This is a genomic window from Flavobacterium sp. ST-158, assembly GCF_058309975.1.
This window is the reverse complement of the sequence record NZ_JBZEEN010000001.1, coordinates 932,471-958,328: the sequence shown is the minus strand read 5'-3', so window position 1 is coordinate 958,328 and position 25,858 is coordinate 932,471. Positions and strand designations below refer to the sequence as shown.

At 35.9% G+C, this 25,858-nt stretch carries 13 protein-coding genes; all 13 read right to left on the bottom strand.

What is annotated here, in order from left to right; translation table 11 throughout:
- Positions 1–26 precede the first annotated feature (26 nt).
- The 13 genes from AC4FRF_RS04035 to AC4FRF_RS03975 all read right to left on the bottom strand — a co-directional run bounded on the left by AC4FRF_RS04035 (position 27) and on the right by AC4FRF_RS03975 (position 25,634).
- Positions 27–2,501 (bottom strand): glycoside hydrolase family 95 protein, encoded by a 2,475-nt coding sequence (locus tag AC4FRF_RS04035; protein WP_491158175.1) that lies wholly within the window; start codon positions 2,499–2,501, stop codon positions 27–29.
- Positions 2,501–3,898, bottom strand: a complete 1,398-nt coding sequence (locus AC4FRF_RS04030) for a prolyl oligopeptidase family serine peptidase (RefSeq protein ID WP_491158174.1) — start codon at positions 3,896–3,898, stop codon at positions 2,501–2,503. The genes AC4FRF_RS04035 and AC4FRF_RS04030 overlap by 1 nt, the downstream gene beginning before the upstream one ends.
- A 41-nt stretch (positions 3,899–3,939) precedes the next feature.
- Positions 3,940–6,720, bottom strand: a complete 2,781-nt coding sequence (locus tag AC4FRF_RS04025) for an alpha-L-rhamnosidase (protein ID WP_491158173.1) — start codon at positions 6,718–6,720, stop codon at positions 3,940–3,942.
- Positions 6,721–6,817: 97 nt separating this feature from the next.
- On the bottom strand, positions 6,818–8,686 hold the full coding sequence (locus AC4FRF_RS04020) for a six-hairpin glycosidase (RefSeq protein WP_491158172.1): 1,869 nt from the start codon (positions 8,684–8,686) through the stop codon (positions 6,818–6,820).
- Between the two features lie 4 nt (positions 8,687–8,690).
- The gene (locus AC4FRF_RS04015; RefSeq protein ID WP_491158171.1) at positions 8,691–9,611 is read right to left on the bottom strand and encodes a glycoside hydrolase family 43 protein; all 921 of its coding nucleotides are present in this window, start codon (positions 9,609–9,611) and stop codon (positions 8,691–8,693) included.
- Positions 9,612–9,678: 67 nt separating this feature from the next.
- The gene (locus AC4FRF_RS04010) at positions 9,679–11,262 is read right to left on the bottom strand and encodes a glycoside hydrolase family 28 protein (protein WP_491158170.1); all 1,584 of its coding nucleotides are present in this window, start codon (positions 11,260–11,262) and stop codon (positions 9,679–9,681) included.
- Positions 11,263–11,269: 7 nt separating this feature from the next.
- The gene (locus tag AC4FRF_RS04005) at positions 11,270–12,688 is read right to left on the bottom strand and encodes a glycoside hydrolase family 140 protein (protein ID WP_491158169.1); all 1,419 of its coding nucleotides are present in this window, start codon (positions 12,686–12,688) and stop codon (positions 11,270–11,272) included.
- Between the two features lie 3 nt (positions 12,689–12,691).
- Positions 12,692–15,796: a DUF6298 domain-containing protein gene (locus AC4FRF_RS04000; protein WP_491158168.1), complete on the bottom strand. Its 3,105-nt coding sequence runs from the start codon at positions 15,794–15,796 to the stop codon at positions 12,692–12,694.
- Between the two features lie 112 nt (positions 15,797–15,908).
- Positions 15,909–17,594: a polysaccharide lyase gene (locus AC4FRF_RS03995; protein ID WP_491158167.1), complete on the bottom strand. Its 1,686-nt coding sequence runs from the start codon at positions 17,592–17,594 to the stop codon at positions 15,909–15,911.
- A gap of 37 nt (positions 17,595–17,631) precedes the next feature.
- Positions 17,632–18,297: a DUF3826 domain-containing protein gene (locus AC4FRF_RS03990; protein WP_491158166.1), complete on the bottom strand. Its 666-nt coding sequence runs from the start codon at positions 18,295–18,297 to the stop codon at positions 17,632–17,634.
- Between the two features lie 92 nt (positions 18,298–18,389).
- Positions 18,390–20,111: a polysaccharide lyase gene (locus tag AC4FRF_RS03985; RefSeq protein WP_491158165.1), complete on the bottom strand. Its 1,722-nt coding sequence runs from the start codon at positions 20,109–20,111 to the stop codon at positions 18,390–18,392.
- A gap of 122 nt (positions 20,112–20,233) precedes the next feature.
- Positions 20,234–22,249, bottom strand: coding sequence for a RagB/SusD family nutrient uptake outer membrane protein (locus AC4FRF_RS03980; RefSeq protein ID WP_491158164.1), 2,016 nt, complete (start codon positions 22,247–22,249; stop codon positions 20,234–20,236).
- A gap of 19 nt (positions 22,250–22,268) precedes the next feature.
- Positions 22,269–25,634, bottom strand: a complete 3,366-nt coding sequence (locus AC4FRF_RS03975; protein WP_491158163.1) for a SusC/RagA family TonB-linked outer membrane protein — start codon at positions 25,632–25,634, stop codon at positions 22,269–22,271.
- Positions 25,635–25,858: the final 224 nt, after the last annotated feature.

Here is a 25,858-nt window from a genome sequence, read left to right as displayed (position 1 = left end):
GTATTCAAAACCTGTTAGGTCTAATTCTAATTTGCAGAGAAAACATAGGTTTGACCCGCTTTCATTTCTACATCATATTCCTGATACTTTGGCAATTTTACTTTTGGTAATTTTGCCTTATCTGAAATAATTGGTTTCTTCACATTAGCTGTTTGAAACAATGGATTTGGATTTTGTCCTTTGGCTTTTTTCATTGCAAATCCATCCGCTTTTAAAGTATTTTCCAGTCTTAATCGGCAATTTCCATCTAATTTAGCTTTAATTTTCAACATAGAAACCTTATTATTTTTCCATTCGATATCCAGTACATAACCGCCTCTGGCTACTATTCCTTTTATTGAACCATTTTTCCAAACCGATGGTAAAGCTGGTAATAATTGAATGGCTCCTTCCTGACTTTGCATCAGCATTTCTACAATTCCTGCGGCACATCCAAAGTTACCATCAATTTGGAATGGTTGGTGCGCATCCAGCATATTTGGGTAAGTTCCGCCACCTTTTCGCTGTTCAGGAGTGACCAAATGCAATTGATCCTGAATTAATTTATAGGCATGATTTCCATCTAATAAACGAGCCCATAAATTTACTTTCCACCCCATAGACCAACCTGTAGATTCATCGGTTCTGTAAATTAAGGATTGTTTGGCCGCTTCAAAAAGTTTCGGTGTTCTAAAAGCCGAAATCTGGTTACTTGGAAACAAACCATACAAATGGGATACATGGCGGTGATTGTCCTTTGGATTATCCCAATCGTCCTGCCATTCTTGTAATTGATTGTGTTGTCCGATTTTCATCGGAGGCATTTTAGCCAAAGCTTCCTGTACTTTTTTGGCAAAAGTCGCATCTTCTGACAGAATATCGGTAGCCCTAATTACATTAGTAAATAAATCAAACAACAATTGGTTATCCATTGTGGTTCCCGAAGCAATAGTTGCTTTACCTGAACCTCCTGCATGTGTATTTTCAGGTGAACTTGCCGGAACGACCACCAGATATTTTGTATTTGGGTCAACTACCATAAAGTCCAAAAAGAATTGCGCCGCACCCTTCATCAAAGGATAAATTTCAGCCAAATATTTTTTGTCTCCGGTGTATAAATAACGCTCCCATAAGTCCTGACAAACCCATGCACCTCCGGTTATCCACATACCCGAAGTAGCGTGGTCGATAGGACCTGTAATACGCCAGATATCCGTATTATGATGCAATACCCATCCGCCACAATTGTACATGGTTTTAGCCGTTTCGGCACCAGTAACCGCTAATTCTTTTGCCATTTGGATAAATGGCTCGTGCATTTCTGAAAGATTGGTCAGTTCAGCTGGCCAGTAATTCATTTCAGCATTGATGTTCATGGTGTATTTACTTTCCCATGGCGGCGCCAACATATCATTCCAAATTCCTTGCAAGTTGGCTGGTTGTCCGCCGGGTTGCGAGCAAGAGATTAAAAGATAGCGTCCAAATTGATAATAAAGAGAAACCAATTGTGGGTCAAATTGCTTTGCAAAATTCTTGATTCGTTCATCAGTCGGTGCATTCATTGCCGAATTGCTGCCTAAATCTAAACTAGCGCGGTTGAAGAATTTTTGATAGTAAGCCACATGAGTTGCTTTTATTTCCTCGAAATTTTTAGTCAAAGCCGCTTCAAGAAAACGTTTACATTTTTGCTCCTGATTTTCGTCTAAAGTTTTGTAATCAACAAAGTTTGTTGCAATAGAAACATAAATAGTAGCTTCATCAGCAGCATCAATACTGATAATTCCGTTTTTAGAGGTTACGGTTCCGCCAATATTCTTTACAGCGGTGCGTCCCTGAAATTTAATTCTTCCTTTTTGTCCTTCTACAGTACTACCTACTCCCGAAAGTACACTTTCGCTTCCTTCAGAATATGGATCTGTTTTATCAAAAGGACTGTTCATCATTAGGTTGCAAGTAATCATTCCCGGCTTACTTGCCGTCAATCGAACGGCTACCACTTGATCGGCAAAAGCGGTTAATATTTCTCTTTTGTATTCTACACCATTCACGGTATATTTTACCGTAGCCGTAGCGTTTTCAATATTCAAATCACGATAATAATTGCTGAATTTATCATGACCGGAAAAAGAAATATACAGACTTCCAAAGGTCTGATACGGCATACCATTATTGGTTTGCGACATGATATCTGAATCAGCCAAAGCCTGTGCTTCATCAAATTTACCTTCGAAAATTAATTTTCTAACTTTTGGCAAAGCCGCTAATGATTTGGAATGCGCGTTAGAATTGGGCGAACCAGCCCAAATGGTTTCTTCATTCAATTGCAATCTTTCAATTGATGGATTACCAAAAACCATTGCACCCAAACGTCCGTTACCCAAAGGCAAGGCTTCGTTCCAGATAGCGGCAGGTTTATCGTACCATAATTTTAAAGGTTGTTGTTGTGCCCATGCAAAATTCACTCCCAATAAAACCATTAGGAATTGAAAAAAGAATCGGCATTTTGTACTTGTAAAATTCATTATTGTTTTAAGTTTTTCTCTCCAAAAAGAGCGTATAATTGATTAATATCTTTTAATGCATTTACCGGTAGTTTTTCACCTTTAGCACCAAAAACCAATAAGTTTTCTGTTGGTTCTATCACACAAGTCGATTCGTCAATTTGCCCTTCTTTATTTTTTACTTTATTGATATCTAAACCTAAGTGTTTCGCCATAAAAGGGTACATCGCCATGCGTTTCGATTCACCATAATTATGTCCTTCTTTAGTAAAATGAGCATTTTCGACCAAACTTTGCTTTCCATACAATCCATAAGTTTTTTGGATAAATGGAAATTCTAATTCCGGTACTGTAGCCGTCCAATCACCACCATCAGAAACTACTAATTGTGGTTTTGGAGCTGCCATAGCTGCAATTTCAGCATTATTGGTACCGTTTCCGCACAGATGCAAACCGCGACCACTCTCACAAGGACAACCGCCTGAAAAATGAGATGACGTCATCACTACCGGCACAGAAACGGTTATTCTATCATCAATTGCAGCCAGAAACATTGTCATGGAACCACCACCAGAACCACCGGTAACACCCACTCGGTTTTTGTCTATATACTTTTGCGAAAGCATATAATCTAATAATCTTTCGGCACTCAAAACCTGAATGGTTTGTGCGATACTCTGTCTGTGCAAAGTAGAATCAAACTGCAAAGTCGATTCGCCCCAGGCAAACAAATCAAAATTTACTACCACTGCTCCCATTTTGGCCAGAATAGCACAACGCAATTGCTCGTCTTTTCTGTATCGTCCATCCCCAAAATGTCCGTTAGGTGTAATCACTACCGGTGCTTTTCCTTTTAACGGATAAGGTTTGTAAATGGAACCCGTAGCATAAACGCCCGGCATAATTTCTAAACCAATATTCTCCACTGTATAATTACCATATTTTCTAACTTTAGTTAAAATTGGTTTTTTGTTTGGCATTGCCGGTGCTTTGTCTAAACCAATGGAACTAATCATACATTGTTTCAACTCCGCTTTTCTGGTTTCCCAAGCTTTCAAATTAGGATACAAATCCACTAAATATTCCAACCGCGCTTTACCTACAGCATCCGAATTTCGGGCATATTCAAATTTACGAATGCGATACACAGAATCATTTTCCTTAAAATAAGTCAGATTAAAAGGCGTCAAAACAGCTGTCAGGGAAACTTCTAAATTGTCCTGACGGATTCTCCATCGGGCATACTCTAATTCTTTGTCTTTAAGCAAACCATCTTTGTCATTTATACTAACCTTGAAAATGGATTCAATCGTTTTTATCGTTTTTACAATCGGTTCTTTGTAATTATCATCCGAAGTTTGCGCTATTGCTTTTGGCAGTATCAATAACAGCATTAGCAACAAAAATGTCTTTTTCATTATATCTCTTATCATCTTTAAAAGTATCATTTTATTTTTATTTACAAAGCACTTTCCACGACATATATTCCTGAACCTAAGACAAATGTGGTTTTTCCATTCTCATCTTGGCTCTTTTTAGCCTTACTCAGTTTTTTTCCATTTACTTTGATTACTGCATTTTTAGCTACCGCTAATTTTACAGTTGCCGTTGTATTGGCAGGAATCGTGCATTTATAAATTAATTTATTCCCTTTTTTCTCCCATTCTGATTTGATTTCGCCATAAACCGAATTATAAGTTCCTTTAACAAAAGTCATAGCTCCTACCATTTCTGGTTGTAAAAAGAAATGGGTAAATCCCGGATTTGCTTCATCGGGTACAAGCCCAACCAAACTTTTATAGAACCATTCTTCAATTTGCCCTAGCATAAAATGATTCCAAGAATTCCCTTTTCGCGGATCCCATTGCTCGGTTAAAGTGGTCAAGCCAAATTTAATTTGGAAACCATAACCTGGTGCGTCAAAGTGGTTGTGCATTTTATACATCACCTCATTCAGACCATTATCAGCTAAAACCTGAAACAAATAACGGTTTCCTACATCGCCAGTGGTCAATCTATAATTTCTGGCTTTGATGTCGTTGACCAAATTGTCTAAAACAGCCTGCCTGTCTTCTGCCGAAACCATGTTTAAAAACAACGGAATGGCATTAGAAAACTGACTTCCGGTACCGTATTGTTTCGTCTTTTCATCAAAAAACTTGCCATTAAATGCATTTTTTACACTTATTGCTAAATTTTTATAAGTAACGGCGTCTTCATTTTTACCCAAATGCTTTGCCGCTTTGGCAAGTAAATCAATTCCAAAGTAGTAATGACTTGTTGCTGAGAGCGCTATAGGACTGTTTTTAGAATAACCCGCAGCATGTTCTCCGTAGTCATACCAATCGCCTAGACCGTAAGAAACAATTCCATTATCAGCTTTTGAAGTCAGGTAATCCACATATTTTTTCATCACGGGATAATATTCCTTTATTAAAGAATCATCTCCGTAATATTCATAATACATCCATGGCAAAATGACTCCTGCAACTCCCCATTCAGGCGAATCTGTAAAATCACCACCAAAAACCACATATTCAGGAGCAATAGTTGGAATCATTCCGTTTTCACGCTGTGCATCGGCAATGTTTTGCATGATGCCCGGAATATAATTTTTTAGCTTGTAATTGTAAATTAATCCTGGACCGTTTAAATGGGATTCTTCCAACCAACCTAATTTCTCACGATGCGGACAATCCGTCAATACCGATTGAAAATTACTCTTTATGGCATTATTAATCAATTCATGTGTACGGTTGAAAATTTCATTGGAAGATGTAAAACTCCCAGCCGTTCCCGCCGAATTATATATAAAATTGGACTTTAAGTCAACAAGCGTTGGCAAGGAAGCATCTTTAATTTCTTTGTAATTGATGCCTTCAATCTGAATGTATTGGTAGCCGTAATAACTAAATTTAGGCTGCCATTCTTCAACACCTTCACCTTTTAAAGTGTAGTCATAATAATAAGGTTTTCCAGATCTTCCCTGGCCTACCGTTCCGTCATCGTTTAAACCTTCGCCTACCCAAATTCGAACCGTTTGTCCTTTTTTTCCTTGTACTTTTATCGTTGGGAAACCGGATAAATTTTGCCCCATATTAAAAACATGAACACCTGCTTTAGGTTCCGTTACTGCTTTAACAGAAAATTGTTCTTCAACCTTTACCGGAGCCAATTGTTGCGGTCTTAAAACTCCTTTTGGCGCTTCTTGAACAACCACTGGTTTCCAATTTTCATCATTAAAATTAGCCGTATCCCAGCCTTTTTGTTCTAGATTAGCGTTATAATCTTCACCACCAAAAATACTATTGAAAGTAATGGGACTTTTAGCATACTTCCAGCTTGCATCTGTTTTTACAATTTGTTCCGAACCGTCCTCATACTTTATTTTCATTTTTAAGAATAAAGTTGGCGGACCAAAACTTACATAAAATTTAGCATATCGTTCAGCAAGCGTATTGTACATTCCGTTCCCTAAAACCACCCCAATCGCATTATTCCCTTTAGGCAAATCAGCTGATGGGATTTCATAAGTATTGTAATAAACGGTCTTATCATAATCTGTCCACAAAGGAGCAAATTCGCTATTCCCCACTTTCTTTCCATTCAAAGTCAATTCGTAATGCCCCAAACCGGAAACATAAATCACGGCTTCTTTTATTTTTTTAGAAATAGAAAATGCTTTTCGCAACTGAATACTTCTGCGTGACAAGGAATCACTAGCATCGATAATAGCTTGTTTTTTCTCTTTTTTGAAAGTCACCGCGTGGTAATTTCGGCCTTCCGGCAAATGACTGTCGGCTTTAGTAATGGCACCAATCCAAACGGGATTCAAATCCGAAGGCTGAGTTCTGAAATAGGCGCTTTCACTCCATGAAGACACCTTTTTATCATTAGACCAAACTCTGACTTTCCAGAAATATTTGGTTTCACTTTTTAAAGCTTTTCCGCTGTAAGGCACATCCTGACTTGTTCTAGAAACCAACTTCCCACTATCCCAAACATCTCCATTATTTTGCTTTAAATTTTCTTCAGAAGAAGCCACTAAAAGTTGATAACCTAATTGCAAAACATTAAAATCCTTTGCTGTTAGTTGCCAACTAAAACTTGGTTTTAGCGTATTCAAAGCCAAAGGATTCGTTGTGCTATTGCAAGTCAAATGGCCAACAGCAATTTGTCCATTAGAAATGAAAGTTGTCAGAAGACAAAAGAGGAATAATACGGATTTTGAAATATTCACTTTGTAAATTTTTAATTGAACCATTAAGAAATTAAGTTTGCTACGCCTGTTCGCTATCACTCGAGTCATTAAGCTTAATCTCTTAATGGGGAAAACATTATAATTTTTTCGTAACCAACGATTTTATATTGAATACCGCCTCTGGAATTTCTACACCTGTATTAGGTAAATCAACATAATCTGGTGTATCTGGTTCCGTATCTGGATTTGGCGTGTAGCGTTGCTCACCTGTACGGAACATAATGCGTGAAATTCCATCAACTGGTGCGTAGAAAATTTTGAACGACTCTTTACTATCGTTTACTTTCACTGTGTAGGAACGAGAAGTTACGTCTAATTTTACGCTAATAGTGTATTCTTTTCCAGCTTCGTATTTGGTAATTCCACCATAACGAGCTCCATTTTTAGCTTTTAAAACACCATCAGCATCAAAAACCAATCGGATAGCAGGCAAACCTTGTTTATTTAAAAACTCAATTTGCAATAATCCTTTGTCATTTTGCTCTGGCATCACGGTAAAAGTCGCCTCCATTTTTTCAGCAAAAGGCAAAACACGTTCCACACGAGAATAATCAAAAGCATCATGATCACGAAGTGTCAACCATTTTTTACCATCGGCTTTCTTTTCTATTTTGGCGGAAGCCCAAGCTAAATCATAGGTGTTCCAAAGTTTTAATTCTTGGCCGTTTGGCAACTTATCAAACACCTCATTCACATCTTCATTGACTTCGCTAGTTACAGGAACCGGAACAGAAGCCACCCAAATATCTTCTTTATTCACACTATAAGAAACCCAAAGTTTCCCATCAGGAGGTGTTCCGTTTCCTTCTTGAATACCACGAACATATTGTGGTCCTGCCGATTTGTAATTCCCACCGTAACGCATTGGCGAAATTTCTCCATGTACCAATAATAAATCCTTGTAATTCATACCGTCATCACTAGTTGAAATGGCTAATGGCCAACGGTATTCAGATGGATTATAAACCGTAGCATAACGGTTATCAGATGTTTTTTGTCCCCAGATTTTTGCATTACTATTTACAAATCCGGGCGCTCTTAATGGTTCATATTTCCAAGTTTTACCATTATCTGTACTCATAGAAGTCAAGGCGTGTTTCCACAAACCTATTACATTTCCGTTAGGCAAATGATAATATGAAAAAGCTTTGAATTGTTTCTTTAACGGAATCAACTCGTCATCTCTGTCTGCTTCTTCCACCCATTGTTGCATTTGCAATGGTTTTGAAAGCAACTCATCGCAAGCTTTGATAAATTTCTTATCCTTACTTTTTTTGTAAAAAGGAAAAGAGGTATTCTTTTCGTTCCAATTTTTATTGTATCGAATAAAATAAATTGGACCAAAACTACCGTCTTTATAAATTTCTCTCACCACACGACCAATTCCTTTTCCGTCATTTGGATCGTCTTTTTTATTCATGGCAATTCCGTAATACCCAATTGAAAGTAATCGGTTATCCGAAGTAACATAAAAGCCCATACGCTGGTGCATAACGGCATCCAAATCTTTAGCCACACCTTCTACTCCTTCTTTTTGTGTTCCATCAGGCACACGATAAATAGGAAAAATAGTTTTAGGTTTGGTCCAAGTTATCCCATCTTTAGAAGTCATATAAAGTGTTTGTCCTGGCGGAATATGTTCTCCCGAAGGATCCGTTAAATAATGCAAATAATAGGTGTTGTTCCAATAAGCCATCATGGGTTGGTGGTTATAGGTCCATCCTAATCCATCTGCTTTTTCAGGATGTTCACGGCTAGCACGCATAATTTGTGTAGCATGAACTCCTACGGCTGGACTCAATTGTCCGTGATGGTAATCGATATTTGAAAGTGTTTTGCCTACATAATGAATAGTATCTTGCTGCGCCGAAACCGAATAAACAGTTCCAACAGTCAACAAAGCTGTTGCTACTACATTGTGTTTTATGTTTTTAAATAGAATCATTTTTTTATTTTTTTTCCATTAATCCTTTCAAAACTTTGTTTGAAATCTTAGTAATCGTTCCATGCTTGTGTCCTTCCGGCAATTGAATTTGAGTACTTACATCTTCAAAATGTACAAAATCAGAAGTCTTAGCGGCTTTGTAATTTTTGGCTCCATAATTATCATAATAAATCAGCCAATCGTTTCCTTTTTTCAACACCGTTGGTCCTTCTGAAAGAAAATCTGTAAAAGGAGCTGAACTTTTTCCAAATGGCCCTAAAGCCGATTTTCCAAAAGCTACTTTAATATTTCGATTGGGTCTGGTATTATCTTTTAAGACCAAAACATAGTCGTCCTTAGCTCTTTTTACAATCACACAATCAATTACACTGAAACCAGGTTCGTAAAACAATTTGGCATCCGAAAATGTTTTAAAATCCTTAGTGGTTACATAATACATTCGGTGATTGTTTTTTTCTTCTTCTTGCCCTTTTTCATAACGAAATGGAATGGTCGAAGCCCAAATAATGATGTACTGATCTTGTTCGTCATCATAGAAAATTTCTGGTGCCCAAACATTCACTACTTCAGGTTCGTTTTTCATTACTGGAATATATTCTTGTTTGGACCAATGAATTAAGTCCTTAGAACTGGCGTAACCAAAACCGTTTCCTCCTTTCCAATCCGTTGTCCAAACCAAATGATAGATTCCGTCTTTGCCTTGTACAATGGATGGATCACGCATGATTTTAGTTTCGCTATTCCCAATTTCAGGTTTTAAAAAAGAACCTTCTAATCCATTCCAATGGTAGCCGTCTTTGCTGTATGCTAAATGCAAACCATCTGTTGCCGGCTCTCTAAAAGAAGTAAACAGATATGCTCCTTTAGAGTTAGAACAACTCCAAGTACTCAAAGCAATTGCTAGGATAAATAGAATTTTTTTCATGAATTGTAATTTGTTTATTGAAAAACCTACAAGGTCAGAAAAGACCTTGTAGGATTATATTTTTATACTATTCAACAATAGCATTTTTGTCTAAGGCTGCTCCTTTTTTCACAACAGTACTCACATTATTGAACACATTGTTTTTTAAATAAATCCCTTTGGTTTCCTTGCCATCTGCTTCAATAAAAATAGCTGTTGCATTGAATGGAAAGTTATTAGCAATCATTGCATTCGACACATTGTCTAATTTAATCACAGGAACTCCTTTTACAGGAGTAGAAGAACCCACATTGTCTAAAATAATGTTTTTAGCATCGGAAATTTTAAAAGAAGAACCAATACTTGCGTTTACTTTCACATCATGGAATTCCACATCAGTGGCAGTACTTACTGTAAAACCTTCTTTGGCATCCATGTTAATATTTGAAAATGAAATATTTTGAACCGGCATCTCGGCAATTCCTAAAATCATCCCCGCTTTATTTACATTCGAACCCGTAATATTGCTCAAATGAATGTTTCTAAAAGTTGGAGTTTTCTCGGTTACCGGCTCAGCTTGAGTGCCTTTGTCATAAAAAAGATTCAAGACAATAGCTTCTTCTTTGATGTTTTTCATCACAATATTATCCACGCGAATTTCTTCTACAACGCCACCGCGACCACGAGCCGATTTGATTCGGATTCCTCTATCGGTTCCATCAAAAACACAATTAGAAATCGTGATTTTTTTAATTCCACCCGACATTTCACTTCCTATAACAACACCTCCATGACCACTTAACATGGTGCAATTAGTAATGGTTACATTCTCAGTAGGTCTTGCATATTTACGTCCATCCTCATCACGACCTGATTTAATGGTAATACAATCGTCGCCCACACTAATATGGCAATTAGAAATATGTACGTTCTTGCAAGAAGAAGGATTTATTCCGTCCGTATTAGGCGAATGTGGATTATTAATAGTGATTCCCGTAATGTTTATATTATCGCAAAAAACAGGATTTATCGTCCAGAAAGGAGAGTTTTGAAACGTAACACCTTCTATTAAAATATTCTTGCAGTTAATGGTTTGAAAGAAAGCAGGTCGGAAAAAATGTTTATCAATCGTTCTTTGATAATAAGGCATATACACAATGTCTTTGTTTTGTTCCACCCACATCGTTTGGTATTTCGTTGGCGGAATCGGTCCTTTAGCAGTTTCAATTCGGTACACTTCATTCCACCAAGCTTCACCTTGTCCATCAATAACTCCTCTACCTTTGATGCTAATGTTTTCGACATCTTTAGCATAAAACAATGGCGAAAAAGTCTTCATCATGATTCCTTCGTAACGCATTTCTACATAAGGCAAGTAATCATCAAAATTATTGGAGAATTTCAAAACCGAACCTGCATCCAGATAAATCGTGATATTGCTTTTGAATTTTATTGGTCCTGTTAAATAATTTCCAGCAGGAAAGAAAATAGTTCCACCTCCATTTGCAGCCGCTTTTTCAATGGCCTTTTGAATGGCTTGAGTACACAAAATACCTTTGTTATTTCCGCCTTCGTTCAAGATGTTAATCCATCCCTCATTTTTAGCTTTGGCTGTAGCCAATGTGGAAATACAAACCAAACAGAGTACTACATATTTTTTTATAAAATGCATCAATCAATTATTTTGAAGTTAAAACTAAAACCCAGTCATTACCATCTACTTTTTCTCCTGGTGGATCAAAGTCTAATACTCCTTCGTTCTTGAATTCACCAATGGATTTTTCTTCTCCATTTCTAGGATCGAACCAAGCAGCTTTTACTTTTTCTCCTTGAATTTTACCCATATTCAACTTCATTGATTTTCCATTGTAGGTATACACTAAAGCATAATCATTTCCTCTTGTTGCTGCTAAATAATCGTATTTTTCACCTTGATTTACAACCATTGATTCATCCGGAATGCGGTCAAAATAATTGTGTTCTAAAATCAATTTTTTTACATATTGCATTTGACTTGCACCTGGATCATTAATTGCATCACTCCAAATATCTTTGTTCCCGTAAGCGCCTTTCTTTTCGCCTTTATGAAACATTTGCATTACCGCATTATTCCCATAAGTAAAACCAGCTCCACCGGCAAAAACAGACCAATACGCATATCTTCTTAAATCATGATCTTTCCATTTAGGTTGCAAGGTGTCGTGTAAACCATGAGGAATTCCTTCGTATGATGGTTCTCCGTCCAATGTTGGTTTTGTAGGTTTTAAATCCCAATCTCTACTAACATATTTATAATTATCTTCTTTAAAAGCACCTTTAGTAGTGTCCTGAGCATAAGTTCTATGACCAGATTGGAACATATTGAAATCCAACCATTCGGCATTGTGATAATTCTCAGAAGAATCCGTACGCCCAAAAGGGTGAAAAGTCACTAATTGGTTTGGATTATTGTTTTTCAACGTACTTCCAATAGCATTCCAGATATCCATGAATTCTTCGCCATGGGTATCGCCACCATTTAGCCAAATTACATTGGTTCTGTTTTTAAATCTATCTGCTAAAAATTTAGCATATTTTTCAACATCAGCTTTGGTTACCTTACTGTCTTTACTACTCACATTAGTTCCCCAAACAGGAACCATTGCTAAATAAATTCCATTTTTTTGCGCTACATCTAAGGCATAATCTACATGATCCCAATAATCGTATTCCTCTGGATTTTTAAAATCATTTCCAGGCGTTGTCAATGGTTTTGAAACATCACCATCTACTAAAGCGAAATCTCCATAGACATTTTTTACAGCCAAAGTATGTAAAACCATAACTTGAACTACATTATAGCCTTTTTTCTTTCTATCTTGAAAATAGGTATTCATCTCTTCACGACTCAATTTCCCAAAAGTCAACCAACCCGTATCACCCAACCAAAAAAATGGTTTTCCATCTTCTGTTTGGAAATAATGTTTATTATTAGACACTTCTAATTTGGCTAAAGGTTTCGCTTCCTCTTGATTTACTTTGCATGAAATAGCCACACAGCTCAATACTGTAAATAACGCTATTCTACCAATCTTCTTTTTAGAAATCATTATATTCATGTTTTATTTCTTTTTAATGTATGCTACCATTTTAGTTCCTTTTCCAGCTGGAATTGTCAATGTATGTATCGATTTTCCTTGAATTACTTCTTTTGCAACTTGACTTCCATTTTCAGGATTTATCCAATATACTTCATAAATTCCTTTATAATCCGACAAATCTAATTTTGCTTGATTTGCTTTTTGGAAGTAATACAAATAAGATTCTCCTTTGTCTTCTAGCGTCCAAACCGCGCTGTTGTAGTTTTCATTTTGAACCGTTTTCATGTTTGCCACAGACTCATAAAAATCAGGCACTGCAATCTTAGGAATGGCTGGTAATGAACCTCCTGCCATTAAAACCGGCCAACCAAATCTATTAGCTCCCGGAGTAGAATAAATTACGGCTTTGTGGTATGTATCGCGATATTCACGTACCGCTCTATACACCTGCTCATCACTTTCCTTACCTACTTTCATTTGTCTAGCGTGCTGTCTTGGCGCTAAATTTTTTCCTCCTTCTGGTGCGTAAGCAGTTCTGTCATCTTTATAATACCAATATCTAATATCAATGACATCCACTGTTGTAGCTCTTTTGGCATCATTTAAAATAGCATCTTGAACATCTTTAGTAGCACTTAATGCAATTTTAGATTCGTTTTGATGTGTCTTTTTATAATTTGCAGTAACATCTAACCAAAATTGCATGAAGGTTAATGGACCTGTATATTCGGCACTAGTCATTTGCAATACATTGGCATTATCTTTAAAATTCTCTAAACTTTTTTCGATAAAACCTTGGTGTAATTTTCTAATATTTTCATTTCGAATATCATAAAACTGTTCCGCAATAAAAATCCTTTTATCCCCCATATATGGTGGCGGTTCAGGAAGTCCTGTATTGTTTACATTATTGGCCGGACGCCAAGGAGAACTAGCCCAATGTGCTCCCGCTTCTAAAATATTATGTTGAAAATATTGTTCGTTCATTAATATTTTATGCTGTTGAGCGGCTAAATCAGCAAAGGTTTTTAATCTGTTCCAATACCAGATATTAAAACGAGTTAAATCGTATTTACTCAAATGATCCCAAGCTGTTCCTTGTCCGGTTCTATCAAAAGGTTGTTCGTAAAAAGGAGCCCAAACATCTGCATCCATGCGACGAATGCGTTCGTGATCGGCCATTCTTTGTTCGTACCATAACCCATAATTATGGTCTAAAGAAGCTTTATTGTTATTTACCAAAAATTGTACGGTTTCCGATAAATTATCAGTATACCCCAAACCATCATGCCCCGGAACAAAACGGGTAATATGTGGTCTTGCTTTAGACACATCCGATTCGCGCAAACTACCTCTCCACCAAGGAATATCGATAAGTTCACCAGCAAGTAACTTTTTATTAGCTACTAAAAGTCCGTTTTTAATTTCCACTTTATCTGCTTCCGCTTCCGCAACAGCTACTGCTGCTTTCACTTCGTTAAAACGTTTTGCTTTAGAAAAATCTATTGCAATTGGGTTTCTTGTAGCTGCTTCGGCAATCCATTCTTTTAATGTTTTTAGCAAATGATAGGATTCCTTAGTCAAGGCAGCTGCTTGTTCAATTGTTGGGCTAGAAGAAGGTTCTGAACCTAAGTCCATGATTTGCGATGGCATTGGCAATTTTCCAAGACGTTGTTCTAACAAAGCATAATACAAACTTCTAGGGTTAATATGACTGTTTACATCATTCCAATGTCCGTTACCAGCCCATTGTGCCCAAACGCCAAAAACCCAGTTATCAGCCGTAGGTGGACTAAAGTTATCAATTTTAGAAGCCGAAGTTTCCCACATGACACTATTGGCAGCATTCCAACCAATTCCACGACCATCTTGTCCTAGATTTTTAAAGCTTAAAGCATTGCCGTCAATTAAAGTTACGTCAAACAAAATTCCTGTTGCCCAACTTCCAATAGAACCACTAAAACTATACGGTATATACGATTGACATTGCAAAAACACATTAGGTCCAGCAGTAGCATAACCTCCAACAGCAAAATCATTATAACCGTATTCCGAATAACAACGTTGAAACAAGGTTTGTTGCCCTTCGGTATAAAAAGTATTTCTTCTAAAAGCGGCAATTTCTGAAATAGGATTCAAGGACATACAATCCTCAACCGTTATTCTTTTAGCCGATTTTAAAATCGAAACAGCACCTCCGGCAAATTGTTCGAAATTAACTTGTCTTACCCAAATATCTTCGGCATTTTGAATCGAAATTCCGTACCATCTGTGTTGTTCGTCTTTAGCATTTGTAGCATCAAAATCTGATTTTAAAGTCAAATTTTCTACACCCACATTATTAATTCGGCCTGACCATGAATAAACTACCACATTTGATGTGGCTAATTTTTCATTTAAAGCATTGGTTAATGGAGCATCAATGGTAATTTTGTTTTGCTGTACCTGAGTCACTTCTCTATCGGCACGAATTACAAAATCATCTTTTTTCCAACCAATCCATCCTGTTTCTCCACCAAAATCTTTCACCCCCAAACTATCAATCCAATTTTGAGTAATAGGAGTATTGATTAAAACATGATCTCCTTTTTTAATAGCAGTGGCACTTTTTAAAGCAATAGTGGTACTTCCAAGCGGCGTATAATCAGCTGCTACTTGAAATGTATCTTTTAAAACACGATTATTAATTCCAGAAATAGAAACAATGGCACCTCTGTCTGTTCCAGTTGCTAAAAGAATGGTTCCGTTGTTCCCAACACCACTTCCGCGTAAAACGATTCCGCTTTCTTTTAAAGATAAAACACCCGAAACCTTAAAAATTCCTTTGTCTAAAAGTACTACACCTCTAAAACCTTTAGAATCTGGTTTTAATGTAGCCACATAATCAATTGCTGCCTGAATGGTAGCTGTGGCATCGTCTGAAATATGAGGTATAAATGCTTTTATGGTAACATCTGGAATGGCATATTCGCCAGCACGATATCCAGCAAAAGAAAAATCAGGAATTTGATTTCCAAGCTTGTCTTTTGTTAGGATTACTTTTCCAGCCTTATCTTTAGTAATTGTTGGAAATTCATTTTGCGCATTTAAAGATCCCACTAAAAAGAACAACAAAAGTGTCTTCAAAAGAAGACACTTGTTGATTATGTTGTGATTACAACATTGAATACTATTCAAATATGGATATTTGTTTTTCATATATAAACCCTAAGGGGAATTAAATATTAAAATTCAAAAACTATTGTAACAACACCGCTGTAAGCGTTTCTTTGTTGTTTTCTGGTTTTGACCAATCTACCTTTTTAGTAGGATCAATTCCGTTGATATACTTTTCAATATTGGTGTATCCATCACCATTTAAATCTCCATTAGCATCAGAAGCATCTTTAGGATTTAAACCATATTTTTTCTCCCAAGCATCTGGAATTCCATCGTTATCTGAATCTTTGTATGCTTTTCCTTTGTACACAGGATAACCTCCTACTTGTTCTGGACTTGTAATAATTCCTTTTTTATAAGAATCAGCAGGCAATCTTCTTTTGATAAATGCTGCACCAATACTGTTTTCTAAACCGTCTTTTACTTCAATTTTACCTGTACGAACCTGCTTGATCACTCTTTCATCTACAGCATCTCTTTTAGGCAAAGTAGCTCCTACATTATTCAATACAAAATCATAAGCCTCTTCAGCACTCATAACGGTAATTTTTGGCATAGGAAATGCTTTATCTTGTTTAATATAAGCCAACTTATCTTTAGCTTCTTCGAAGGTAAGATTTTCTAATTGAACACCACCATTCCAGTTGTCTTTAGTAACTTCAGGAACACCATCAATATAATTTCCGTTTACATAAGCACGTCCAAAAGTTTTTGGAACCATATAACCCGATTCTGGTTTTAAAATTCTATAACGAATAGGTTCGTCTTTTGGAGTAATAGGTCCTGGTTTGAAATAATTATTGATAATATTAAACATCGAACGATAATCGCCTCCATCTAGTGAACGATTCCACCAATTAAACACTACATTATTAACAAAATTAAAATCGCCATACATACCGATAGAACAGTTTCTTGAAATATTATCTGCCCAAAGGTTACGCATAAAAGTACTGTTTAAGCCTCCAATAGTACTTCCAAAAGCATGGTTGTAAGTATCTAAACCTTCTGCCGAAATGGTGTTTTGAATGGTAATATTACAAGTAGGTAATTTTTCTAATTTAGACTTTTCATTTGCTTGAAATTGGTGACGGTACATTGAAATGTTTTCATCTAACCCCCAACTTACAGAGCAATGATCTACAATTACATTTCCAATAACGTTTCCGCCTAAAGCATCATCTCTGCGAGTTACATCAGTAGCTCCTCTTCTAAAACGCATATGACGAATAATAACATCATGAGTATCTACTTCTAAGGTTTCTCCCGCAATGCAAATTCCGTCACCTGGAGCAGTTTGACCTGCAATGGTAACATAAGGTGCTCGCATACTAATGCGCTTTTTCAAATGGATAATCCCTGAAACATTAAACACAATTGTTCTGGCTCCAACAGCTTCACAGGCTTCTCTAAAAGTACCTGGTCCACTATCTTCTAAACTGGTAACCACAAATATTTTTCCACCTCTACCACCTGGTGTAAATTCTCCTCCACCTTCGGCTCCAGGAAAAGCTGGAATAGATGCATGTATAAAATCTTTTGGATACGCTGCCCAAGGTAAATAAGGACGACCTTGTAATGTTTCGGCTTTAATTACATCAGCATTATCAGCCCAAATTTTAGCTAATCGTACTTCTTCTTGTGCTAAAGTAGCATCTGTTTTATCTTGAATTTCTTTTGGAATTTCAGGATATTGGGCATGCATAACGGAGCAACTAAATAAAAATATGCTTAGGTTAAACAGCTGTTGTATATTGTATTTCATTTTAAAGGGTTTTATGAATGAATTATAGTAGCTTATATTATTTTTTGTTTTTCTCTCTTTCTTCTAATCTTTTATGCCAGTCAGCACTTTCTTTGTTCAAATCATAACCCTGTTTAGAAAGATAATTATTGATTCTTCCTTTGTATTTACCAAACCAAGCGTGTTTTTCTTTAGAAGAACCTCCATCCATAGCATGCTCTCTAGCTTCAACCAAAGCATCATAAATGTATTTTTGTTGTTCTTGAGTCAAGTTAGGTAACATATCATTGTAACCTAAAACGGTAATGGGCAACACTCCATAAGTCATTCCATCTTTAACCTGAACAATTTGACTGTTATTTAGCTTTTTACCTAGTTTTTTCAAATAGGATTTATGCAAAGACATGATTTTTTTATCGGCATCATTCTTTAATTTTTCAACTGCTTTTTTTTGTTTTTCTTTATCAGAAACAGTCTTTTTTACTTCGTCAATCTTGGCATCACGACCATCTTGAATTTTACTTAACGAGCGGTATTGTTCCGCAATAATATTTCTAACTGCTAATTGATCATCCGGAGATTTTAATTTTAAATCATCCACAATTTTTTGGGCACGTTCGTTGGTTACTTTTACATATTCAGGATCATTCCCAGATTGCGCTAAAACTACATTTGAACCAACAAAAAGCATTATAGCCACTATTAATTTTTTGTACATTTTCATTTTATTTTCTTTTAAAACTTAAATCTTATAAAGCAAAATTCTTGCTCAATCTGTTACCAGATTAGGCAAGAATTATACCAAAAAACATCGATTTACTTCTTATACTCCGCTAATCCTTGTTCATTTTTAGCTAAAGTATCTTCATTATTATCCAAGTTTTTCCAATCCACTTTTTTAGTTGGATCGATACCGTTGATGTATTTTTCGATGTTTGTATAACCATCACCATTCAGGTCTCCATTAGCATCAGAAGGATCTTTAGGATTCAAACCATATTTTTTCTCCCAAGCATCTGGCATACCATCATTATCTGAATCTTTATACGCTTTTCCTTTGTATTCTGGATAACCACCTACTTGAGAAATATCAGTAATAATTCCTAACTTATAAGAATCTTGACCTAAACGTCTGTGTTCAAATTGATAGAAAGACTTTGGATCCAAACCTTTTGCATATTCTGGTTTTCCAGTTTGCACCACTCTTATAATTCTGGTATCAACAGGATCTCTTAATGGCAAAGTTGCTCCCACATTTTTAACAACAAAGTCGTAACTTTCTTTTGCTGTCATAAAATTCTTTAACCATGGCATTGGCATTGGCTTATTGACTCTCATCTTAGGAAAATAAGTAGATGCTTCTTCAAAACTCATTGCATCTCCTTTTTTGTTTTCCATTTGCACGCCACCAGCCCAGTTATCATTAGAAACTTTTTCATTTCCTTCAACAAAATTCCCATTTACGTAAGCTCTACCAAAAACTACATATGGCAATTTACTTCTACCTGACTCTGGTTTTAAAATTCGGTAGCTAATAGGTTCGTTTTTATCCGTTGCAGGACCTGGTTTAAAATAGTTATTAATGATGTTGTATTGAGCTGTATAATCCCCTCCGTCAATAGAGCGATTTACCCAGTTAAAAATCACGTTATTAGCAAAATTAAAAATTCCATTCCAACCAATAGATGGATTTCTTCCTGTATTAGAAGACCATAAGTTCCTTACAAAAGAACAATTTTCTCCTCCTAAAGTACTACCAAAAGCATGGTTATAAGTATCTAAACCTTCTGCAAACAAACTGTTTTGAATAGTAACATTTACTGTTCCCAATTTCTTATCAGGACCTCCTGTTCCATCAGCATACATGTGTCTGTAAAAAGACATATTTTCGTCTAATCCCCAAGTTGCAGAAACGTGATCAATAATAATGTTTCCAACTGGATTTCCTCCAATAGCATCATCACGACGACCTACAAAAGTTTCTCCTCTACGGAAACGCATGTGACGAATAACCACATCATGTGTATCAATCCAAATCGTTTCTCCGGCTACACAAATTCCATCTCCTGGAGCGGTTTGACCTGCAATAGTTACATAAGGCGCACGAACAATTAATGGACTTTTTAACCTGATAATTCCCGAAACATTAAAAACGATAATCCTAGCTCCACCTTGTTCCAAAGCTTCACGCAAAGTACCTGGTCCTCTGTCCTCTAGACTGGTAACGGTATATACCTTACCTCCATGACCTCCAAAACTGTACATTCCTCCTCCTTCAGCACCTGGAAAAGCAGGAATATCAGCTTGTGGTAAATCAGTTGGTCTAGATGCCCAAGGAATATAAGGTTTTCCTTCACGCTCTTGTTCTTCCACAATGACTTTAGCTTTTTCCCAAGCCTCATTAGAAAGCTTCTCAGCTTCCGCCTTAATCGCATTTTCTCTCGCCTGTACTTCAGGTGATATTTTTGGGTATTGTGCAAAACAATTTACACTAGCTCCAAAAACAAAAAAAGCCAATAAAAAATTTAATTTGTTCATTTTAAAATTTTCTTAATTAATAAAAAACATTTGGTTAGAATTGCTATTTATTAGAGTAAAATTTTGGTAGTTGTAATAGTAGAAATGCCTGAATAAATCAGGCATTTCTTTATTTTATTATTCTAATTTTGATAATTAAAAGTTCCTGTTGAACCTGAAGCATCACCCCATCCTATAGTTTGTTCCAACCAAGGATTTTGTTGCAAAGCTGATAAATTAAGCCCACTAATATAATAATTTTGTCTCCATAAAATATTGGTTGCTACACTATTTACAGCATCCATAGGTGTTGGAGGAGAACGTAACTCAAAATTAGTATTATAAAAGTTAGCTAAAGCTGTTATTTGAGTAGCAAAATTAGCATTATCCGGATCAACAGAAATAGAAGCACGAGCAGACGCTAGTGGATCTGTACCAGAAGCGCTAGTTCCTAACTTATAATGCAAATAATTACCTATTCTCTGTTTTCCGTTTAATGGTTCTACATCAAGTTTTGCACATGTCGTATTATTAGCAGTTGCATCATCGTTAAACAACATCCAACGTTGAATATCCCAGAAACGTTTTCCTTCGTAAGCTAACTCAACACTACGCTCATATAAAACAGCTTCAATAGCTTCATATTTTGTCGCTAAGATTCCAATTCCATAATGATCACTGTTAGTATTAGTAATACCCACTCGTTTTCTAATTTGTTCCAAATAAGAAGTTGCATTCGTAATATCACCCGTAGCCGCATAACATTCAGCAATGTTTAACACCAATTCTGCAAAACGGTATTCCATAATATCAGTTCCTGAGTACTGGAAATTACTTGCATTACTTACAGTAGGACTAGACATTTTTCGAACAAAAGCTGGACTTGCTACATCATTACCCATACTATAAGCTACACCTGTAGTGGCATTTGTTGACCAACGATAAGCCCAAACAGTTGGCTGAGTAGTATTTCCAAGAGTATTATTATATGGCCAATAACAACCTGAAAAACCAAAAGTTCTGTAAAAACGAGGATCACGATCTACGAAAAACGTGAAAGCATTATATCCGTTAATTGCAGTTCCATTAACATCAATTGGACGTTTACCATTACTCATTGGAAATAAATCAATCATCATCTTAGGAACATCAACTCCTCCGCTACCATTACCTCCCTGACTAGCAAGACGCATTGTTCTTTCCCAAGAATTATTTGAATATAATGATGTTGTTTGGTCTGATAAAAGTTTAACGGTAATAGCTTCACTAATCTTAGCATTATTACTAATGTAGAACATTTCTGCCCATTGCTTAGCTGTAGTTCCATACAAACCATAACCATCGGCTTTTAATTGTGTTTCGGCCGCTAAACCAGCTGCTAACGCTGCATTCCAACGCGTCATATCAGTATCCCAGTTTTTATTAAATAATGGGCTGGCATAAGTTAATAATACACGAGACTTTTGAGCCATTGCTGCCCCTTTTGTAAAGCGACCATAGTTAGCTGAATCCCAATTTGGTGGCAATAAAGTTGCTGCCATATCTAAATCAGCAGTAATTTGATTAACCACTTCTGTTACAGAAGCTCTAGGTAACTGAATACTAGGATCATCGTTTGTAGCATTCTGAACTGTTAAAACTATTGGAACCCCTCCATAGGTGCGCATTAAATCATAATATTGAATGGCGCGTAAATAAAACAATTGTCCTTTAATTTTATCACGGAAATCCTGCGATAAATTAGCACCTAAAACATCAATGTTTTCTAACATAGCATTACAGTCTCTAATTCTGGTGTAAGGTACATTATCCAATCCATCTTTTAAAACATTCCCATAATAACCTAATGCATCTGATGCATTGGTAAATGTAACATTAGGATTAATGAAATTAGAAATTCCTCCAACTTCTTCAGTATACGAAGCTTCAGTAGTTGTAAAAGAACCTACTCTAATCCCTGCAGGTGTTTTAAATCCATCAAAATAACGATAATACAAACCACTCAAATACTGATTAACACGTTCTTCACTTTGATAGAATTCTTCATCGTAAAATTTATATTGCTTTTTATCTTCTAAAAAATCATCACTACAGGAAGAGGAAATCCCTAATACAAATAAAAGCGATACTATTATATATTTATTAAATCTTGTTTTCATAATTTCAATTAATTTTAAATTAGAATGCCACATTCATACTAAGAGACCACGTTCTAAGCGTAGGATATTTAGTTGTTGAATCATCATACATATTACGGTATTTTTTTGGATAAGGATTATACAAATCCCAAAGGTTATTTCCAGTAATTCCGAATTTAATACCATCGACTTTAATAGTTTTTAAAGCTTCTTTTGGAATTTCAAAACCAATTGTTAAATTTCTAACTACACATCTAAAATTACTTAATTGCCAGAAATCTGATGGTGCAAAAATGTAATCCTGTTGCCCCATGCTAGGATATTTTCCATTAGGATTATCTGTAGCATCATACATATCATTCCAGAAAATTTCGTGAGCCCAATCATTGTGTGCTGAAGATGTCCCTTGTTTTATTTGATCTAAGGTATTATATCCTCCCCATGATGTAGCAATTTGTGATCTCAAATAAAAATTGTTATATTTAAATCCTAAGTTAGTAGTAAAACCATAAGTTCTATTTTGATTCACTAATTTTTGATAATCTTCATTTCTTACAATTTTACCATCAGCATCACCTCTTTCACCTGTTGCGGCATTATAAGTACTTGCTACATCCTGATAAGCAAGCATACCTTTTCTTAGACCTGCAGAAGTAGTAATTGCTGTACCAGTTGGATTATATACTGGTGTCCCCCCAAAAGCAGTAGCACGCTCCGTTAAATAATTCCAGTAGTTTGCAATATCCTCATCTGTACGTAAAATACCATCACCTGTTGAAGTTCCTTTCCAAACTTTGAATCCCCAAACCGGCATATACATCGATCTTCCTACAATTCTATCATTGAAAGACGGATCCCTATCAGCTGCCTGCGGATATTGTTTGATTTCGTTATTAGAAAAACCAAAGTTCACACCAACATTATAACTAAAATTATCTTTTATTTTATCATTCCAGTTTACTGCAAACTCATAACCCCACGCATTAATTGCTGCATAATTTTGTTCAGCAAAGGCTCCTCCTACAGAAATAGGTGTTCCAACTTCACCAGCCAAACTAATTAATGCATCTGTTGTTTTATCAAAATAATAATCTGCACTAATTTGTAATCTATTATTAAAAACAGCTAAATCAATACCGTAGTTATTTTTAATAGTATTATCCCATCTAACATCCGGATTTACAGTTACCCTTGGATCAATAGAAGCTCCTAAGGTACCTCCGGCTGAACCGAATTGAGCACCTTTATCCACTTTAGGATCCCATAACTGCAACCATCTCCAAGCTTGGATATTATCTTTTCCTGTCTTACCAATTGAATAACGCAATTTTAAATTATCAACCCAAGACACATTATCTCTAAACCAGTCTTCCTTAGAAATCACCCATCCAAATTGTGCTCCCGGGAAGAAAGCTCTGTAATTTTGAGGTGCAAACTTTGTAGAAGCATCTGAACGGAAAATAAATTGTGCCAAATATTTGTCTTTAAAACTATAATTCAAACGCCCTAAATAAGATAAAGTACCTGCTTCACCTTTATCTGCTGTAGAGTTTGTACTAATTGTCCCAGCAGATGTATTAGATCCTAAATAATCTTTACTTGTTCCTTCATAAGCTAAACGCACGTTACTATAATCTGATTCAGAACGCTCGATACCTGCCATCGCATCAACTGCATGATCTCCAAAGGTTCTGGTATAGGTGGCAAAAATATTAGACTGAACCACTTTATTTAAATCGGTATTATAATATACCCTTGATCCACGCACATTTGTTTCAGGCTTACCGCTATTTGCATAAGTAGAATTTTCATTCAACAAGTGATTACCCCCAGTATTATAATTTGAAATTCTCAATAAATCATAAGGCAATTGCACCTGCTCAGTTTTAGAACTTGTTTGACTTCTGGCATAACTTCCTTTAATAGACATCCCTTTGATAAAAGGCACTTTATAGGTCAAATTCAAATTAACATTATAAGCAAATTCCTGGTCAATTTGTGTCCCTGAATCTAATGCTGCAAAATAGTTCCAACCTGCAATTGTAGTATTGGCATTTGCAGAGTTTAAGTTTCTATCAGTACGTGCAAACGGAGACATCCAATAAGTTACACCATCCTTAGTTGTTTCCCAAGGAATGTATTTAGGCATGTGTAACAAATACATATAATCTGCCTGTTCTCCTCCTCCAAGCGCACCAAAACTACTATCATTCAAGTTTGCAGAAGCTTTTGTAAACGACTTTTGTATATCAGTTGTATTAACAGAAATAGCTGCAGAAAAATCTATATCATCTGTAACTTTTGCATTAATACCAGTTCTGAAATTCCATTTATTATAATCCTGATCACCCATATTAGCACCTTGAGTAAAATATGTAGCTCCTGCAAAATAAGTAAACTTATCCGTACCACCACTTACATTAAGTACGTGTCTTTGTTGGGTAGCTGATTTCCAAGCTTTTTTCAACCAATCATAATCCAAACCTTTCATTGCCTCTAACTCATCTGCAGAAAAATAATTTGCAGTATTAGCATCACCTCTTGAGTTTAAGAATCTATTCTTCCAAATTCCGTGCTCATACGCATTCATTGTTTTAACATGACTGATTGCATCATTAACTGCAAATTGAGAATAATAAGTAAACTTCGTTTTTCCTTCTTTACCTCTTTTTGTTTTAACGATAATAGCACCTTGTGAAGCACGAGAACCATAAATAGCTGCAGAACCATCCTTCAATACTGTAATACTCTCAATCTCTGAAGGATCTAATCTATTAAAAGCCTCCTGAGAAGGCAGCCCTGATTCAGGGTCAATTTGTACCATATCATCAATTACAATCAATGGAATACTTGAATTTCCATCTTTTGAAAAACCAAAAGTCTGACGAATAGTAACATCAGCAGCTCCACCAGGACGACTGGAACCATTAGCATTGCTAATTGACAAACCTGGAATCTGACCTCTAAGTGCTTCTGTTAAATTTGAAACAGGTAAATCCTGAATATCATCAGGTTTAATTGTCGCAATTGCACCCGTTAAATTCGATTTTTTCTGAGCTCCATACCCTACCACAACTACCTCATTCAAAGTAGAAGCATCCTCCTGCATCGTTATATTAATAGACGAAGCAGCACCAACGATTCTCTCTTGGGTTTTCATTCCGATGTAAGAAAATTGCAACACCGCCCCCTTAGGCACTTGAATTTTGTAATTACCATCCATATCGGTCAAAACACCATGTTTTGTACCTTTTTCGATAACATTTAGACCAATGACTCCTAGTCCATCTTTATCCACCACCTTTCCAGTGATAGCAGTCCTATCATTTGTATTTTGAGCAAAACCATTCAGACTCATTATACTGAATAGCAATACACTAAATACCATTTTAAATGTTTGTTTCATAAGTGTGTTCTTTTGGTTAAAAAATTAATTAATTAGTTTGGTTTAATATTTCTATATAAAAAGAGAAATCAATTTGAAATGTTTTTTAAATCAGAACCATCTTTAGATTTAATTAACATTGTTATTACATTCATTATTACCAACTTTCTAAATGTAAACGTTTACATTTTTGTAAGATTTATAAACTATTAGACACTAATTTTGAGCTAATTAAATCAAATGTA

Coding starts and splice junctions, on each gene's coding strand:
- AC4FRF_RS04020 (WP_491158172.1), bottom strand. CDS start 8,686: ATGATTCTATTTAAAAACATAAAACACAATGTAGTAGCAACAGCTTTG.
- AC4FRF_RS03985 (WP_491158165.1), bottom strand. CDS start 20,111: ATGAACAAATTAAATTTTTTATTGGCTTTTTTTGTTTTTGGAGCTAGT.
- AC4FRF_RS04035 (WP_491158175.1), bottom strand. CDS start 2,501: ATGAATTTTACAAGTACAAAATGCCGATTCTTTTTTCAATTCCTAATG.
- AC4FRF_RS03975 (WP_491158163.1), bottom strand. CDS start 25,634: ATGAAACAAACATTTAAAATGGTATTTAGTGTATTGCTATTCAGTATA.
- AC4FRF_RS03990 (WP_491158166.1), bottom strand. CDS start 18,297: ATGAAAATGTACAAAAAATTAATAGTGGCTATAATGCTTTTTGTTGGT.
- AC4FRF_RS03980 (WP_491158164.1), bottom strand. CDS start 22,249: ATGAAAACAAGATTTAATAAATATATAATAGTATCGCTTTTATTTGTA.
- AC4FRF_RS04015 (WP_491158171.1), bottom strand. CDS start 9,611: ATGAAAAAAATTCTATTTATCCTAGCAATTGCTTTGAGTACTTGGAGT.
- AC4FRF_RS04010 (WP_491158170.1), bottom strand. CDS start 11,262: ATGCATTTTATAAAAAAATATGTAGTACTCTGTTTGGTTTGTATTTCC.
- AC4FRF_RS03995 (WP_491158167.1), bottom strand. CDS start 17,594: ATGAAATACAATATACAACAGCTGTTTAACCTAAGCATATTTTTATTT.
- AC4FRF_RS04005 (WP_491158169.1), bottom strand. CDS start 12,688: ATGAATATAATGATTTCTAAAAAGAAGATTGGTAGAATAGCGTTATTT.
- AC4FRF_RS04030 (WP_491158174.1), bottom strand. CDS start 3,898: ATGAAAAAGACATTTTTGTTGCTAATGCTGTTATTGATACTGCCAAAA.